Below are 15903 nucleotides of genomic sequence, written 5' to 3'. Positions count from 1 at the left end.
CGATGCTCAGAAGGCGCTGACGTAAAGGCCGCCGTCGACCGGGATGTTCTGGCCGGTGAGGTAGCCGGCATGGACCGAGCAGAGGAAGGCGCAGATCTGGCCGAATTCCTCCGGCGTGCCGAGACGTTTCGCCGGCACGTCGGCGCTAATACGGGCCTTGCGCGCGGCGGCCGCGGCCGGATCTTCTTGCGTGCCTGCCTCATGCGGGCCGCGCAACCGGTCGGTGTCGAGCTTGCCGGGCAGCAGGCTGTTGATGGTGACGTTGCGGTCGATCACCGTGCGCGCCACGCCGGCGAGGAACGAGGTCAGTCCGGCACGCGCGCCGGACGACAGGTCGAGGCCGGGGATCGGCACATAGACCGACAGCGAGGTGATGTTGACGATGCGGCCGAAGCCGCGCTTAGCCATGCCGTCGATCATCGCCTGGATCAGCTCGATCGGCGTCACCATGTTCTGCGTCACGCCCTCGAGGATCTTGGCGCGGTCGAGCTCGCGGAAATCGCGCAGCGGCGGGCCGCCATTGTTGTTGACCAGGATATCGGGATCAGGGCAGGCGGCAAGCAGCGCCTTCTGCACCTCGGGCTTCGACACGTCGCCGGCGACCTCGATCACCTTGACGCCGAATTTTTCGCGAATTTCAGCAGCGGTCCTAGCCAGAAGCTCGGCGTTGCGCCCGTTGACGACGAGGTCGACGCCCGCCTCGGCCAGCGCCATGGCGCAGCCTTTTCCAAGTCCCTTGCTCGAGGCGCAGACGATGGCCTTCTTGCCGCGAATGCCGAGATCCATGGTGATTTTCTCCTGGTGCTTTGCCGGTGCCAAGCTAGCGCCTGGGCTGGACCAACCGCAACCGTCATACGGTTGTTGCATGAATCGGGGCATAGGCACGCGAAAGCAAAGGGTAAATCGTGATGTCAAACCCAGAGCCCCGCACCTTCCGCGCCCTGTTCATTTCCGACGTGCATCTCGGCTCGAAAGCGGCCAAGGCCGATTTCCTGATCGATTTCCTGCGCTATCACGATGCCGAGATCATCTATCTGGTCGGCGATATCGTCGACGGCTGGCGGCTGCGGCGCAGCTGGCACTGGCCGCAGAGCCACAACGACGTGGTGCAAAAGCTGCTGCGCAAGGCGCGCAAGGGCGCTTCGATCACCTATATCGCCGGCAATCACGACGAATTCGCCCGCCAGTTCCAGGGCGTGCATTTCGGCGGCATCGTCGTCGCCGACCGCGCCATCCACGAGACCGCGGCCGGCCGGCGCCTGCTGGTCATCCATGGCGACCAGTTCGATACGGTGGTGCACAACCAGYGCTGGCTCGCCTATCTCGGCGACTATGCCTATGACACGGCGATGCTGATCAACCGGGTGGTGACCAAGCTGCGTCACCTGCTCGGCTTGCCTTACTGGTCGTTCTCGTCCTGGGCCAAGGTCAAGGTGAAGAAGGCTGTGAACTTCATCGGTTCGTTCCAGACGGTGCTTTCGGAAGAAGCGCGGCGCTCGCATGTCGACGGCGTGATCTGCGGCCACATCCATCACGCCGCCATCGAAAGCTATGGCGATGTGCAGTACATCAACACCGGCGACTGGGTGGAAAGCTGCACGGCGGTGGTCGAGCACTTCGACGGCCGCATGGAGATCCTGACCTGGGCGCATGTGCTGCCCGAATCTTCGACCGGCAAGGATGTGCTGGTGCCGGTCGACCTCGTCGATCTCAAGGGCAGGGCGGCTCAAGCGGCCTGAACGCCGCCGCCCCCGGTTCAGCCTGACCCTTTCGTTGCGTTGACATTGAGCGGGCCGCGCTCCCGAGCCTCGTTCGTCAACAGCTTTGCCCTTGATCGATTGGTCCAGACAGTTCCGCCGCGCTTTGCCGCATGTTAGGGATCGAGACGCGTTGCAGGCTGTCGATTGCAGCGTAATTGGATCGATTCATGTCGCTGCCGCCCCTGTCGCCCGAGCAACTCGTCAAGCCCTGCCATTTCGAACTGCGCATGAGCCTGATCTTCGCGACCTTGTTCGTGTCGCAGGGCACGCATCTGCCTTATTTTCCGCTCTGGCTGCAGTCGAAAGGCTTTCATGCCGAGCAGATCGCCGTCATCCTGGCTGCGCCGATGTTCCTGCGCGTGGTGACGACGCCGATGCTGACGGCGCTTGCCGACCGGGCGAAAGACCGCGCCAATGTCTACATCGTACTGGTGGCGGCCTCGATGGTCGTCTCCGCGGGCTATTTCCTGCCGGCCACCTACGCCATCGTGCTTGCCGTGTCGCTTTTGCTGACGATCGTCTGGACGCCGCATTCGCCGATGGCCGATTCGCTGGCGCTATCGGGCGTGCGGCGCTTCGGCTCCAATTACACCGCCATGCGAAAATGGGGCTCGATCTCCTATCTTGGCGCCAATGTCGTGGGCGGCTTCATCCTTTCGGCCACGGGTCCGCAGGCCGTTCCGGTCATCATCTTCATAGCAATCGGCGCGGCTCTGGCCGCAGGGCTATGGGCGCCGCGCATGGGGCGGCCTCGCAAGGCCTCGCCGCTGTCAGCCACCGAGATCCAGCATAAGGCGCCGAGCCTCTTCAACGCATATTTCCTCTATTTCACGCTCGGCGTCGGCATCATCACCGCCAGCCACGCCTTCCTCTACGGCTTCGTGTCGATCTACTGGAAGTCGATCGGCATCGGCGATTCCGTCGTTGGCCTGCTATGGGCCTGGGGCGTGGTGTCCGAAGTCTGCATGTTCCTGTTTTTCAACCGTATTTTTGCTTCCACCTCGGTGGTCAGGGTGATGGTGATCGCCGGTATCGGCTCGATCGTGCGCTGGATCGCCTTTCCACTGGTCTGGCCGCTTGGGCTTGGCGTCGCGGGCTTCTTCCTTGTCCAGTCGCTGCATTCGGTTTCGGTGGCGATGGTGTTGATCGGCCTGCAGAAGATGATCGGCGAGACGGTTTCCGAGGAGCGCACGGGTGCTGCGCAAGGCATCGCCTATTTCTTCAACGGCTTCTTCATGGCGGCGGTGACGCTCGCGTCCGGCCCGCTCTACGACCGCCTGGGCGTCGACGGTTTCTGGGCGATGATCCCGATCGCGATCGTCGGCGTGGTGCTGATAGGCCTCGCTTCCCGCTCAGCCCCAAAGCACCCTGTCAGGGGGTGAAACGAGCGATCCCCGGTAGACGAGGCCAGGCTCGCGATCATGCGCAAGCAGCAGCGGACCGTCGAGGTCGACGAAGTCGGCGCCCTGCGCCAGGAGCACCGCCGGCGCCATGGCGAGCGAGGTGCCGACCATGCAACCCACCATGATGCCGAAGCCCAGGTCGCGGGCTCGGTTGCGCAATTTCAGCGCCTCCGTCAGGCCGCCGGACTTGTCGAGCTTGATGTTGACGGCGTCGTAGAGACCGACCAGCGCGTCGAGGTCCTTCGCCGCATGCACGCTTTCATCGGCGCAGACCGGCACCGGATGCGCGATCCGGCGCAGGATCTCGTCCTTGCCGGCCGGCAGCGGCTGCTCGACGAGCGCGATGCCATGCTGCGCGGCGAAGGCAAGGTTCGCCTCGACATTTTCATGCGTCCAGCCCTCATTGGCATCGAGGATGATGCGGCTTTCGGGAGCGGCCTCGGTTACGGCGCGGATTCTCGCCATGTCGTTGTCGCCGCCGATCTTGACCTTGAGCAAGGGCCGCGCGGCATTGGCGCGCGCCTGCGCCGCCATGGCTTCCGGCTCGGCGAGCGACAGCGTGTAGGCGGTCTCCAGCGGCCTGGTCGGAAGGATGCCGATCGCCGCCGCCACCGGCGTGCCGGTCAGCTTGGCTTCCAGGTCCCAAAGCGCGCAATCGATGGCGTTTCGCGCGGCGCCCGCCGGCATGGCCGCGAGCAGAGCGGTCCGGTCGATGCCGGCGATGATGGGATCGCGCATGGCTTCGATGGCCGCGCGCACCCCCTCCATGGTCTCGCCGTAGCGCTTGTAAGGCACGCACTCGCCGCGACCGGAACGTCCCTTGTCGGTGATCGTTACGGTGATGACTTCGGCCTCGGTTTTGGATCCGCGTGAGATGGTGAAGGTGCCGGCGATCGGGAATCGCTCCATTTCGACCGAAATGACACGCACCATAATTTTCTTCTCCGGCTGTGCGACACCGGTCTGCCGGCAAATCGACACGCCAGTCCCGTCACGCTAAACAGGACGCCATGTTGACCATCCGCAAACGCGACGCAAGCGGCGAGGCCGCCAAGGACGCCGAGCACCGGCCGCGCGTTGCCGTGGGCGAGGAAGGTGGTGTGCTCGGCTGCGCCTTTTCCGGCGTGTGGACGACGCGCACCGTCGCGGCGGTCGATGCCGACATGCGCAAGATCGAGCAGAGAAGCGGCGCGAAACAGCTGATGCTTGATCTCTCCCACATCGAGAAGATGGACACCGCCGGCGCCTGGCTGATCGACAGGCTGGCCAGCGCCTTCGAGAAGAAAGGCGTCGAGGTCCATTTGCAGGGCCAGAGCGAGATCGCCTCGATCCTGCTTGGCGCTGTCGGCGACGCGGTGCGGCGCGAGCCCGAATCGGGATCGGCCGGCCCGCCCAACATCATCCTGCGCGCTCTGGAATTGGTCGGCCGCCGCGTCTACGAGATGCGCGACGACTTCCTGGCCTCGATGAACATCCTCGGCGCCACGATCCGCGGCGCGCAGATGAAGCTCGGACGCGGTCACGCGGTCAATCCCGCCGCGATCTTCAACCAGATCGATCGCATGGGCGTCGGCGCCATACCGGTGGTGGTGCTGATGTCGGCGATCGTCGGCGCCATCGTCGCCCAGCAGGGCGCCTACCAGCTCAGCTATTTCGGCGCCAACATCTTCGTCGTCGACCTTGTCGGCGTGCTCATCCTGCGCGAGCTCGGCGTGCTGATGACGGCGATCATGCTCGCGGGACGTTCGGGCAGCGCCATCACCGCCGAGATCGGCTCGATGAAGATGCGCGAGGAGGTCGACGCGCTGAAGGTGATCGGCCTCAACCCGATCGGCGTGCTGGTCTTTCCGCGACTCGTCGCGCTGGTGATCGGGCTGCCTTGCCTCACCATCATCGCCAATTTCGCGGCCCTTGCCGGCGGCATCGTCGCTGCCTGGCTCTATTCCGACATTCCGCCGGCAGCGTTCATCGACAGGCTGCGCGTGGCCATCGATCTCAGCACCATCTTCGCCGGCCTGATCAAGGCGCCGTTCATGGCCCTGATCATCGGCATCATCGCATCGGTCGAGGGCATGAAAGTCGGCGGAAGCGCTGAATCGCTCGGCCTCCACGTGACCGCGTCGGTGGTGAAGTCGATCTTCGTCGTCATCATCCTCGACGGGCTTTTCGCCATGTTCTACGCAGCGATCGGGTTCTGAGATGGCGGACGGCAACGGCGCCACAGCAGCGCAGGACGCGCATGACGATGAAATCGTGCTTTCGGTGCGCGACGTCACCGTCGCCATCGACGACAAGCTGATCCTCGACAAGCTTTCGCTCGACATCAAGCGTGGGGAAATCCTCGGCTTCGTCGGCGCTTCGGGCGCCGGCAAATCGGTGCTGTTGCGCACGATATTGGGACTGATGCCGAAGCAATCGGGGACGATCAAACTGTTCGGCGTCGACGTCGACAAGGCAAGCGACGCAGACCGTTTACGCATCGACATGCGGCTCGGCGTCCTTTTCCAGCATGGCGCGCTGTTTTCGGCGCTGACCGTGCTGGAAAACGTGCAGGTGCCGATGCGCGAATATCTCGACCTGCCCAGGGCGCTGATGGACGAACTCGCCATGCTCAAGATCGAGCTGGTCGGATTGCCGGCCGACGCCGCACAGAAATTTCCCTCCGAGCTGTCCGGCGGCATGATCAAGCGCGCCGCGCTGGCGCGCGCCTTGGCGCTCGACCCCGACATCGTCTTTCTCGACGAGCCGACATCGGGGCTCGATCCGATCAGCGCGGCCGAATTCGACGAGCTTGTCGTCAAGCTGCGCGACACGATGGATCTGACCGTCTACATGGTCACGCACGATCTCGACACGCTGTTCACCGCCTGCGACCACGTCGCGGTGCTCGGAAAGAAGCGGGTGCTGGTCGAAGGCACGATCGACGACATGCTGAAGAGCGAGGAGCCGTGGGTGAAATCCTATTTCCGCGGAAAACGCGCCCGGCAACTTGATCTTGCGGCGCGCGCATAGCCATAAGTGGGTCGATGGAAACAAGAGCCAACTACGTTATTGTCGGCATCTTCACGCTGGGAGCGATCCTGGCGGCTTTCGCCTTCGTCTATTGGACCGCGGCGATCGGCGACAGAGGCGAAACGACAATGCTGCGCGTGCGCATTCCAGGTTCGGCCTCAGGCCTCGGCCGCGGCAGCTTCGTGCTGTTCAACGGCGTCAAGGTCGGTGACGTCAAACGGGTCTATATCGACGTCGACAATCCGACGGTGGCCATCGCCGACACCGAGATCGACCGCATGACGCCCATCACCAAGTCGACACAGGCCGATATCGGCCTGGCTGGCTTGACTGGCCAGGCCAATATCGAGCTCCGCGGCGCCGACCCCAAGGAAGCGAAGCTGCTCGACGAGGCGGAGAAAGAGGGCAGGATCCCAGAGATAACCGCCAACCCGTCGGCGGTCACCAATCTTCTGCAGACGGCGCAGAACATTTTCACGCGCGCCGACAAGGTGCTGAGCGAGCTCGAAGGCTTCACCAAGGACGTTCGCGGCCCGCTGACGCAGACGGTCAAGAATGTCGAGACCTTCTCGGACGCGCTGGCCAAGAATTCCGACGGCATCGACAAGTTCCTGACGGCGGTGAGCTCGCTTTCGGATCAATTGAAGAATGTCTCGGGCCGGCTCGACAGCACGCTGAAGGCCGCCGAAGGCCTGCTTAATTCCGTCGACAAGGACCAGATCAAAAGCATCGTGGCCAATGTCGACACGGTGACGGCGAACCTGAAGGAGACCTCGAAGCAGTTCGACACCGTCATCGGCAACGTCAACACGGCGGTCGGCTCGATCAACGATTTCGCCAAGCAGACGCAAGGGACACTGGCCAAAGTCAACGGCGTGCTCGACGGCATCGATCCGGCCGACGTCAAGGCCGCTTTGGCCAACATCCAGAAGGCCAGTGTCAGCGCCGACAAGGCGGCTTCCGACATCGCCAAGGTCACCGACAAGATCGCCAACCGCTCCGACGACATCAATGACACGATCAAGAATGCCCGCCAGCTTGCGCAGCGCCTCAACGACGCCTCGGTGCGCGTCGACGGCATCCTGGCCAAGGTCGACAATCTCCTTGGCTCCGGTGAGGCCAACGGCGTGATGGCCGATGCCAGGGCGACGTTGAAATCCTTCAAGCAGGTGGCCGACACGCTGAACTCCCGCCTCGGCACCATCGTCGACAACCTGTCGCGCTTCTCCGGCCAGGGTCTGCAGAACGTCGAGGCGCTGGTGCAGGACAGCCGCCGCTCGATCAACCGCATCGAGGAGGCGGTGACCGACCTCAGCCGCAATCCGCAGCGCATCCTGTCCGGCGGCGACGGCGAGGTCCGGCAGTTCGATGGAAGGGCACGGCGTTGACTTCGGCCGCCGCGACCGCCAAGAAAATGAACCGCAAATGCGGGTTGATCGTAGGATCCGGGGACAACGGGGATCGCGCGTGAAGTCGGTCAGGGTGGTAGCGGGGAGTTTCAGATCATCCGCGGCGGCGTTGCTGGTGCTTTCGCTTGCCGGCTGCGCGGCCCTGGGCGGCAACCCGGCGCCGCTCGACACGTTCGAATTGTCCGCGCCGTCGGTCGACGTGCGTGCCCACAGCCGTCGCCAGATCCTGATAGCCCAGCCATCGGCGCTCAAGGCGCTCGATAGCCAGAACATCGTCATCAGGCCTTCCGACAGCTCGATCCAGTTCCTGAAGGGCGCGCAATGGGCCGACCGGCTGCCGCTGATCGTGCAGGCGAGGCTAGCCGAAACCTTCCAGCGCTCCGGCAGCTTTGCCGGCGTCGGCAAGCCGGGCGAGGGGCTGGCGATCGACTACCAGATCATCGTCGAGGTGCGTTCCTTCGAGGTGCGCGTCGATGGCGGCGAGCATGCCGACGTCGATCTGTTCGTGCGCATCCTCAACGACCGCAACGGCGAGGTACGCGCCTCGAAGAGCTTCACCGCGAGCGCGCCGGTCTCCGGCAGCGGCAATGCGGCTTATGTCGGCGCGCTGGACAGCGCCTTCGGCCAGGCGGCGAAGGACATCGTCCACTGGACGGACCAGACGATCTGAGGCGCTGGCCAAGCCGGCAATCAAATTACGGCGTGAAAAAGGCGGGTCGAGACCCGCCTTTTTCAGTTCCGGTTCTGCTTGGCGGCGTCAGTGCAGCCGGCCGCTGGCGTGGGCCAGCATGGTGTAGACCTTGCCGGTGTCGGACGTCAGATAGGTCTGCGCCATGATGTTGTCGCGGTCGTTGCGCGAGACATCCTTGAGCAGCTTCTCGAAATCCTCGCAGTAGCGGTCGACCGCGGCGCGGAATTCCGCCTCGGCCTGATACTTGCGGCGGATCTCGTCGAAGGTCTGCTGGCCCTTCAGCGTATAGAGGCGGCGCGTGAACACGTCGCGCTCGCCGCGCCGGTAGCGGTTCCAGAGCTCGATCGACGCGTCATGGTCGATGGCCCGCGCGATGTCGACGGAGAGCGAGTTGAGCGACTCCATCACCTGCAGCGGCGAGCGCTGTGCGGGCGTCGCGCGCGGCGCTTCCGCCGGCGCTGCCGGCCGCAGTTCTTCCTCGCGCGAGGCGTTGGTCAGCAGGTCGCGCACCCAGCCGCCCTGCGGCGTCTTGCCGTTCTCCCGGCGCGGCGCTTCGGCGGGACGCTCCAGGTCGAGCGTGCCGCGCAACGTGGTCTCGGCGAGCGGCGCCTGCGGAGCGCGCGCCGTGGGTTGCGGCTGCGGCTGAGGCGCCGGCGGGCGGCGCAGCGGCGGCTCGGCGGCGCGGGCCGGCGCCTGCGGAGCAGGGCGCAGTCCGCGCGGCTCGCCCTGTTCGCTTGAGCCGCTGCGGCCGGATTTCGCAACGATATCCGACAGTTCCTTGAGCGCGTTGATCTGCTCGGCGACGGCGCGACGAATGGCCGAGGTCGATTCCTTGGYCTCTTCCGGCATCTCGATGACGCCCTTCTTCAGCTCGGCTCGGGTGAGATCCAGCTCGCTCTTGATGGAGCCCGCGGTGCGCCGCATCTCCTCGGTCGCGTCGGCAAAGCGGCGCGTCRCCGAATCGACAACCTCGGCGATGGCGGTGCGGATCTTTTCCGCCGACTCCATCGTGCGCCCCTCCGCGGTCTGCATCGTCTGGCCGACGAGGCTTTCGAAGGAACGCATCACTTTCTCGAGGTCTTCCGACTTCTTGACCAGGCCGACGGCGAGGTCTTCCAGCGAGGACTGACGCTCCAGCGTGTGCTCGAGATTGCTCTGCGCGGAGCTGAGCAGGTTCGAGGCGCTGGAGAGCAGCCGGCTGTGCTCGTCGAACTTGGTCGCGATCGAGGCCACCTCGCGCAGCGTCGCCGAGGACAGGTCGGTGAGCCGCGTCGTGTTGGAATCGACCAGACGCGCCGAGCTGGCGAAGGTCTGGGCGGCCTTCTCCGTGGTCGTGGCGAAGCTCTGCGTGCTGCCCGAGAGCCGTTCCTCGACCTGGCCGAGATTGACGGCAGCCTGCTCGATCAGCTGGCCGAGCTGCGCGCTGGAGGTCGTCATGCGGCCGATGAGATCGGCCACGCTGTCGGAAAGCGAGGAGCGAGCGCCTTCGACGGCCGAAAGCGTCTCGGCGGTGCGGCTGGCCAGCGCGTTGACGAGGTTCGTATTCTCGCTGCGTAGCTTCTCGGCCGCCCTTTCGGTGACCTCTTCCATGCTGCGCTGCAGTTCGGAACCGCCCTGGGCGAAACGCTCGACCAGCGGCTTGGCCGTCTCGTCGAGGATCTTCGCCATCTCGGCCGAACGCGCCGCCAGCATGGTGTTGAGCTCGCGGGTGTTGGCGCCGATGGTCTTGGCGGCCTCGTTGGTGCTCTGGCCGATATGCTGGCCGACCGCCGTGAAGGTCTCGGCGATGACGTTGGCGCGCGAGATGAGCTGGGCTTCGGCGCTGGAGACCTGCTCGTTGAGCTTCTGGCCCATGGTCTCGGCAGTGTGGGCGAGGCGGCTTTCCACGCTCGCGACCTGGTCCTCGACGCGGGAAGCGGCAGCCGCGGCACTTGCGGCAAGCCGCTCGTCGGCGCCGGCCAGCGCCTGCTCGATCTCGCGGGCATGCACGGCAAGCTCCTGGCCGGTCTGGCGGGCGCGGTCGGCGACACGCTGTTCGGTGGCGGCGAAGGCGCCGACGATCGTGTCGGCATGCTCGCCGATGGTCGAGGTGCTCGAGGCGATGCGCGACACCAGGCGGCTGTCTGCATCGTCGAAGATGCGGGCAATTTCGGACGCCCGTGACGACAATGCCTCCGAGCCTTCAGCAATGCGCGAGATCAGGTGCTGGTCCGCGGCGTCGAAGATGCGGCCGAGATCGCTGGCGCGGGCGGCCAGCGCTTCGGCCGATTCGGTGATGCGCATCGACAGCCGCTCGTCGGCGCCCTCGAAATTGCGCAGGATGTCGCCGGCACGCGCGGCAAGCGACTGGGCCGTCTCGACGGCACGGGCAACCAGCTTCTGGTCGGCCGTGTCGAAGGTGTTGGCGATCTCGCTGGCGCGCGTGGACAGCTTGTCGGCGGTTTCTTCGGCGCGCGCCATGAGCGCGTTCGAAGCATCGTCGGCGCGCGCCATCAGCATGTTGGACGTGTCCTGGGCGCGCTCGTGCAGACGGCGGTCGGCCGCCTCGAAGGCCTGGGCGATGTCCTCGGCCCTGGCAAGCAGCGCAGCGGAGGTCTGCTCAGCGCGTTCGGCGATCTTGCGATCGGCGTCGCTGAAAGCGGCACCGGCCTGCTCATGCAGGGCGCTGGTGACTTCCATGACCTTGTCGCGGAGCGCGCCCGCCACGAACACCGCGGTCTTTTCCAGCACGCCGCGGACATTGTCGACACCGGTCGACAGCGCACGCTCCATGGTGCCGGCGCGCTCCTCGATGATACCGGTTTGCCGGCTGAAAGCCTGCTCGATCTTCTCGACGTCGGCGGCAATCGCCGCCGAGATGTCGCTGCTCCTGGCGGCGATCTGGTCGATATGCCCGGAAACCGAACGATCGACGTCCTTGCGCGCATCGCCGAGCTTGGCGAGATCGTCCTCCAGGGCCTTGGCGAGCATGTTGCGGCCTTCGGACAGCTTGCCGACATGGCCGGCGATGATGTCGTCGATCTCGGAGCGGCTTTCGGTCAGCTTCTGAAGGTCGGCTTCAAGGGCGCGCCTGAGGATATCGCGGCCTTCGGCGAGCTTTTCCACCTGGCCGGCGACGAGGCCGTCGATGCCGGAGCGGCTTTCGGCCAGCTTGGCGAGATCGGCCTCGAGGGCGCGGCTGAGCACGTCGCGGCCTTCGGCGAGTTTTTCGACCTGGCCGGCGACCAGCCCGTCGATGCCGGCGCGGCTTTCGGCCAGCTTGGCAAGGTCGGCTTCAAGGGCACGCGTGAGGATGTCCCGGCCTTCGGCGAGCTTTTCGACCTGGCCGGCGACGAGGCCATCGATCGAGGCGCGGCTTTCGGCCAACTTGGCAAGGTCGGCCTCCAGCGCTCGCTTGAGGATGTCGCGGCCTTCCGCGAGCTTCTCGACCTGGCCGGACACCAGGCTGTCGATGCCGGCGCGGCTCTCGGCAAGTTTGGCGAGATCGTCCTCCAGCGCCTTGGACAGCGTCGCGCGGTTCTGCGACAGCTGGTCGGCATGGGTCTGCATGAGGCCGCTGGCGCTGGCCATATCGGCATCGAGCGCACGCGAAAGCTCGGCGCGGTGGTCGGTGATCTTCTGCGAATGATCGACGATCGCGCCTTGGATCGTGTTGAGGTCGGCCTCCAGCGCGCGCTTGAGGATGTCGCGGCCCTCGGCAAGCTTCTCGACCTGGCCGGCGACCAGCCCGTCGATGCTGGAGCGGCTCTCCGCCAGCTTGGCGAGATCGTCCTCGAGCGACTTCGACAGCACCGAACGGTCCTGAACGAGCCTGTTCTGATGGTCGGCGATGGCGCCGCTTACAGTCTGGAGGTCATCCTGCAGGGCCTTCGACAAGGTCGAGCGATCCTGCGCGAGCCTGTCCTGGTGATCGGCGATGGCGCCGCTGACGGCCTGCAGGTCGGCTTCGAGCGCCTTCGACAGCTGGGCGCGATCCTCCAACACCTTGTCCGAATGTCCCGCAATGGCACCCTTGATGGTGTTGAGGTCGGCTTCCAGCGCGCGCTTGAGGATGTCGCGGCCTTCGGCGAGCTTCTCGACCTGGCCGGCGACCAGTCCGTCGATCGAGGCGCGGCTTTCGGCGAGCTTGGCAAGGTCGGCTTCCAGCGTCTGCGACAGCAGGCTGCGGTCCTCGGCAAGCTTGCCGGCGTGGCTGTCGATCAGGCCGCGAATGCCGCTCAGATCGCCTTCAAGCGCGCGGCTGAGTTCGCCGCGGTCCTCGGCGAGCTTGGTCGAGTGGGTCTCGATCAGGTTCCTGATGCCGATGATGTCGGTTTCGAGCGCCTTGGCGAGCACGGCGCGGCCCTCGGCGATCTTCTCGACCTGCCCGGCGACCAGGCCGTCGATCGAGGCGCGGCTGTCCTGCAGCTTGCCGAGATCGGCTTCCAGGGCGCGCGCCAGGATGTTGCGGCCCTCAGCCAGTTTCCCGACATGACCGGCGACCATTTCGTCAATCATCGTACGAGCTTGGACGAGTCTGCCGGAGTCTTCGTTCAAGGCCTGGGACAGGCGGTTACGGCCTTCCTCAATCTGCTCCAGATGGCTGCCGAGCGATGCATCGATGGCGGCACGCGATTCGTTCACCTTGCGCAGGTCTTCTTCCAGCGCTCGTGAGATCAGGCCGCGGCCTTCGGCCAGCTTCTGCACCTGGTTGGTGACGGCGGCATCGATCGCCGCGCGCCCTTCGGCGAATTTCGCCAGGTCCTCCTGCATGGCGGCGGCCATGCGTTCGCGGCTCTCGGAAAGCGCGCGGCTGTGGTTTTCGACGGCTTCCTCGATGCCGACACGGGCATCGGCCAGCCGCTGGATGTCGGAATCGAAGGAACGCGACACCACATGCCGGGCCGCTTCCATGCGGCCGGCAAAGTCGGTGGCGCGGGCTTCGAGCATGGAGGAGGTCGACGAGATGATATCGGCCATATCGGCGCCGATCTGGGTCTTGCCCTGATCGATCATCGCCGACAGCGTGTCCTTGCTCTCGGCAAAGGCGTGGGCGATCTCCTTCGCGCGCTCCACCATCGTCTCGTTGATCTGACGGGCGCGCGCTTCGAGGGCGGCGTTGAGCTTCTGCGTGCCGGTGTCGAGCGCCTCGGCGCGGGTCTGGAATTCGCTGATCAGCGCCTGACCGCGTTCGGCCAGCGTGCGCTCGATGCCGCTGAGGCTCGCTTCGAATTCCGAATTCAGCGTGCGCGCCGCGCCGCCGAGCAGCGAGACCATGCCATTGGTGCGGTCGTCGAGCAAGTCGGTCAGCGAGCGGGTCAGGCCGTCCGTGGTGTCGGTCAGCTTGGCGATGCGGGTATCGAGCAGGCTGGCGAAGGCTTCGCCGGAGGTCGAAAGACGGTCGGTGATGCTGTCCAGGCGCGATTCGACGGAATCGAAGATCGACGTCGAGCTCTCATTGATGCGATCGATCAGCGTGTCGCCGGAATTGTTGATCGTCATCGACAGCTTGGTCGAGGCGTTGAGGATCGAGTCGCGGATGATGTCGCTGGCCGAGCCGATCTCGTCGCGCAGCGTCTCGTGAGCGCTGGCAATCGAGGCGCGCACGCGCTCGGCATGCGTGACGACCGCCTCGCGCTCGCTGCCCAGACCATCGACCAGCGAACGGATGCGAGCCTCGTTCTCGGAATAGGAGCGTTCGAGCTGGCTGACTTCGCCGTGGACGAGCGTTTCGAGCTCCACGGCGCGGGCGAGCGTCCGCTCGATGCCTTCGCCCATCGCCGCCACCTCGCGGCGAACGGCCTGGCCGATCATCATGACGCGGTCCTGGGCGAGGTTTTCCGGCTCCGCCAGGCGGAAGGCGACCTCGGTCATGGATTGCGCGGCGATGCGCATTTCCTGCGCACGCCGAATCATGGCGGCGAATGCCCAGAACAGGATGACCGGAACGATCGCGGCAACCGCCAGGCCGATCAGCTCGGGGCGGGCGAAGAACTGGTCGAAGGTGCGGATCTTCCAGATGTCGGGGCCGAACAGAAGATTGGCCAGGCCGCCGGCGCCGGCGATCCAGGCCAGCGAGATAAAGGCGATCACCCAGTAGACGGTGCTCGACGCACGCCGGTTGAGGCTGTGCAGCAGCGTCTTGTAGTCCTTCTGGCGGTCGTCATTGGCGGGCGTGAAGCCTGCGGGAGGCGTAAAGCCGGACGGCTGCCCGTTGCGCGGCTCGACCGGGCGCAGTTCGGCCGGCTTGGGCGCGGGGGCCTTGGCAGTCTGGGGGCTAGCAGGCTGGGGGTTGTTTGCCGGCTCCGCCCTCTGGCTACGGCCCTCGCGCGCCAGCTCGTCGGCTGCCGCCGAGATCTGCGCTTCGAGGTCCTCCATCGACGCCGCCATATCGAGGCCGCCTTCGTCGCCGGCAAGGTCAAGGTCGAGCGCCTTTTCCAGTTCCGCGGCTACGTCGCTGTCGAGAGACTTGGTCGTCGTTGGTTTCTTAGCCATGCCTTCGCTACCCTGTACTAGCTGCCGCGGGACTTATGATTTTGGCCTGATTCTGGCCCGATTCTGGCTTGTCTATCCCGAGCAGGAGGCTGAAAAATGGACCTTCGTATCGTAATGACACACAGGGGTAAAGAAAACATGCATTCCCGGCGATACGTAAAACTTTAAATATAAGGTTAACGGAAGCGTGATCCGGCCGCCTCCGTGACAACATTTTTCCCCTGCAATCGTTAACCCCTTGGCGACCGGAGTCGCCTATTTTCTCGGGCCCGTCTGCCCGCTTGATGGAGTTGGAGTGCGTATGCGTGGCGAAACTGGTATTGCGTTTTCCATGCCGGGGGGAGATGCCTCCGGAACCGTCGGAACCCGGCCTGTGGATCTCGGTCATCTGGCGCGTCAGACAATGGGCGACCGCGACCTCGAACGGGAGGTGCTGGCGCTGTTCGTGCATCAGTCGCTCAGCGTCCGCGACCAGATCGCCGACGCCGACATGCGGCAGCGGGTGCTTCTGGCGCATGGCTTGAAGGGCTCGGCGCGCGGCATCGGCRCCTTTGCGGTGGCCGAATGCGCGGCGATCATCGAAAAGCAGCCGGAAGATGTCCGCGCGCTCAAGCRGCTCGGCACGCTGATCGAGGAAGTGCGGGATTTCATCGCTGGCATCAGCCGCTAGCATTAACTTTTTGAAAAACGTCATTTCGTGGCGCTTTCGCGCCGCAGTTGACTTGTCCGGCGGAGTGATTATCTCGGCTGCGACTCCTCAGGTGACTTTAATGACCAAGCTGACTTACATCGCCCATGACGGGACCCGATTTGACGTGGACGCCGAAAACGGCTCGACGGTGATGGAAAACGCGATCCGCAACGCGGTGCCTGGCATCGAAGCCGAATGCGGCGGCGCCTGTGCCTGCGCGACCTGCCATGTCTATGTCGATGAGGCCTGGACGGCCGAGGTCGGCGAGCCGGAGGCGATGGAAGAGGACATGCTGGACTTCGCCTATGACGTCCGGCCGAATTCGCGCCTCTCCTGCCAGATCAAGGTGCGCGAGGCGCTGGACGGCCTGATCGTTAGGGTGCCTGAACGGCAAGGCTGAAGCCGACTTTCCAATTTTCTTTCGCGCTGGCTGCTTGGCAGCAGGCGATAGCTCATGCAGTCT

At 65.0% G+C, this 15903-nt stretch carries 11 protein-coding genes; 8 read left to right on the top strand and 3 right to left on the bottom strand.

The window, feature by feature from the left end; genetic code table 11:
- Positions 1-6 precede the first annotated feature (6 nt).
- Positions 7-786 carry an SDR family oxidoreductase gene (locus tag LCM4577_RS23720; RefSeq protein WP_071029598.1) on the bottom strand — a complete coding sequence of 260 codons (780 nt, stop codon included), beginning with the start codon at positions 784-786 and terminating at the stop codon, positions 7-9.
- Between the two features lie 122 nt (positions 787-908).
- Here LCM4577_RS23720 and LCM4577_RS23715 point away from each other — a divergent pair, with 122 nt between their 5' ends.
- Together LCM4577_RS23715 and LCM4577_RS23710 are read left to right on the top strand one after the other, a co-directional pair.
- Positions 909-1739, top strand: coding sequence for a UDP-2,3-diacylglucosamine diphosphatase (locus tag LCM4577_RS23715; protein WP_116390141.1), 831 nt, complete (start codon positions 909-911; stop codon positions 1737-1739).
- 188 nt (positions 1740-1927) lie between these two features.
- On the top strand, positions 1928-3142 hold the full coding sequence (locus LCM4577_RS23710; protein WP_071073775.1) for an MFS transporter: 1215 nt from the start codon (positions 1928-1930) through the stop codon (positions 3140-3142).
- Here LCM4577_RS23710 and dgcA read toward each other — a convergent pair.
- Positions 3113-4096 (bottom strand): N-acetyl-D-Glu racemase DgcA, encoded by a 984-nt coding sequence (gene dgcA / locus LCM4577_RS23705; protein ID WP_071029602.1) that lies wholly within the window; start codon positions 4094-4096, stop codon positions 3113-3115. The genes LCM4577_RS23710 and dgcA overlap by 30 nt on opposite strands.
- A gap of 77 nt (positions 4097-4173) precedes the next feature.
- Between dgcA and LCM4577_RS23700 the strand changes: the two genes are divergently transcribed.
- From LCM4577_RS23700 to LCM4577_RS23685, 4 genes are read left to right on the top strand one after another with little or no spacing between them, the layout of a single operon-like run.
- Positions 4174-5361 (top strand): ABC transporter permease, encoded by a 1188-nt coding sequence (locus tag LCM4577_RS23700; protein WP_071073707.1) that lies wholly within the window; start codon positions 4174-4176, stop codon positions 5359-5361.
- A 1-nt stretch (position 5362) separates the two neighbouring features.
- Positions 5363-6175 carry an ABC transporter ATP-binding protein gene (locus LCM4577_RS23695; RefSeq protein ID WP_071029606.1) on the top strand — a complete coding sequence of 271 codons (813 nt, stop codon included), beginning with the start codon at positions 5363-5365 and terminating at the stop codon, positions 6173-6175.
- A 14-nt stretch (positions 6176-6189) separates the two neighbouring features.
- The gene (locus LCM4577_RS23690) at positions 6190-7563 is read left to right on the top strand and encodes an MlaD family protein (protein WP_040981169.1); all 1374 of its coding nucleotides are present in this window, start codon (positions 6190-6192) and stop codon (positions 7561-7563) included.
- Between the two features lie 37 nt (positions 7564-7600).
- Entirely contained in the window at positions 7601-8254 is a 654-nt protein-coding gene (locus tag LCM4577_RS23685) for an ABC-type transport auxiliary lipoprotein family protein (protein WP_244508410.1), read from the top strand.
- A gap of 87 nt (positions 8255-8341) precedes the next feature.
- On the opposite strand, the gene LCM4577_RS23680 is transcribed toward LCM4577_RS23685, so the two are convergent.
- Positions 8342-14749 (bottom strand): kinesin, encoded by a 6408-nt coding sequence (locus LCM4577_RS23680; protein ID WP_071073703.1) that lies wholly within the window; start codon positions 14747-14749, stop codon positions 8342-8344.
- 373 nt (positions 14750-15122) lie between these two features.
- Between LCM4577_RS23680 and LCM4577_RS23675 the strand changes: the two genes are divergently transcribed.
- Together LCM4577_RS23675 and LCM4577_RS23670 are read left to right on the top strand one after the other, a co-directional pair.
- Complete coding sequence (locus LCM4577_RS23675) at positions 15123-15419, top strand: Hpt domain-containing protein (RefSeq protein WP_371410069.1); 297 nt, start codon at positions 15123-15125, stop codon at positions 15417-15419.
- A gap of 100 nt (positions 15420-15519) precedes the next feature.
- Positions 15520-15840, top strand: coding sequence for a 2Fe-2S iron-sulfur cluster-binding protein (locus LCM4577_RS23670; RefSeq protein ID WP_041006959.1), 321 nt, complete (start codon positions 15520-15522; stop codon positions 15838-15840).
- Positions 15841-15903 lie beyond the last annotated feature (63 nt).

The organism is Mesorhizobium sp. LCM 4577, from assembly GCF_001854795.2.
Taxonomy (GTDB): domain Bacteria; phylum Pseudomonadota; class Alphaproteobacteria; order Rhizobiales; family Rhizobiaceae; genus Mesorhizobium; species Mesorhizobium plurifarium.
The sequence above is the reverse complement of the archived record's forward strand: the minus strand, read 5'-3'. Positions and strand labels throughout refer to the sequence as shown.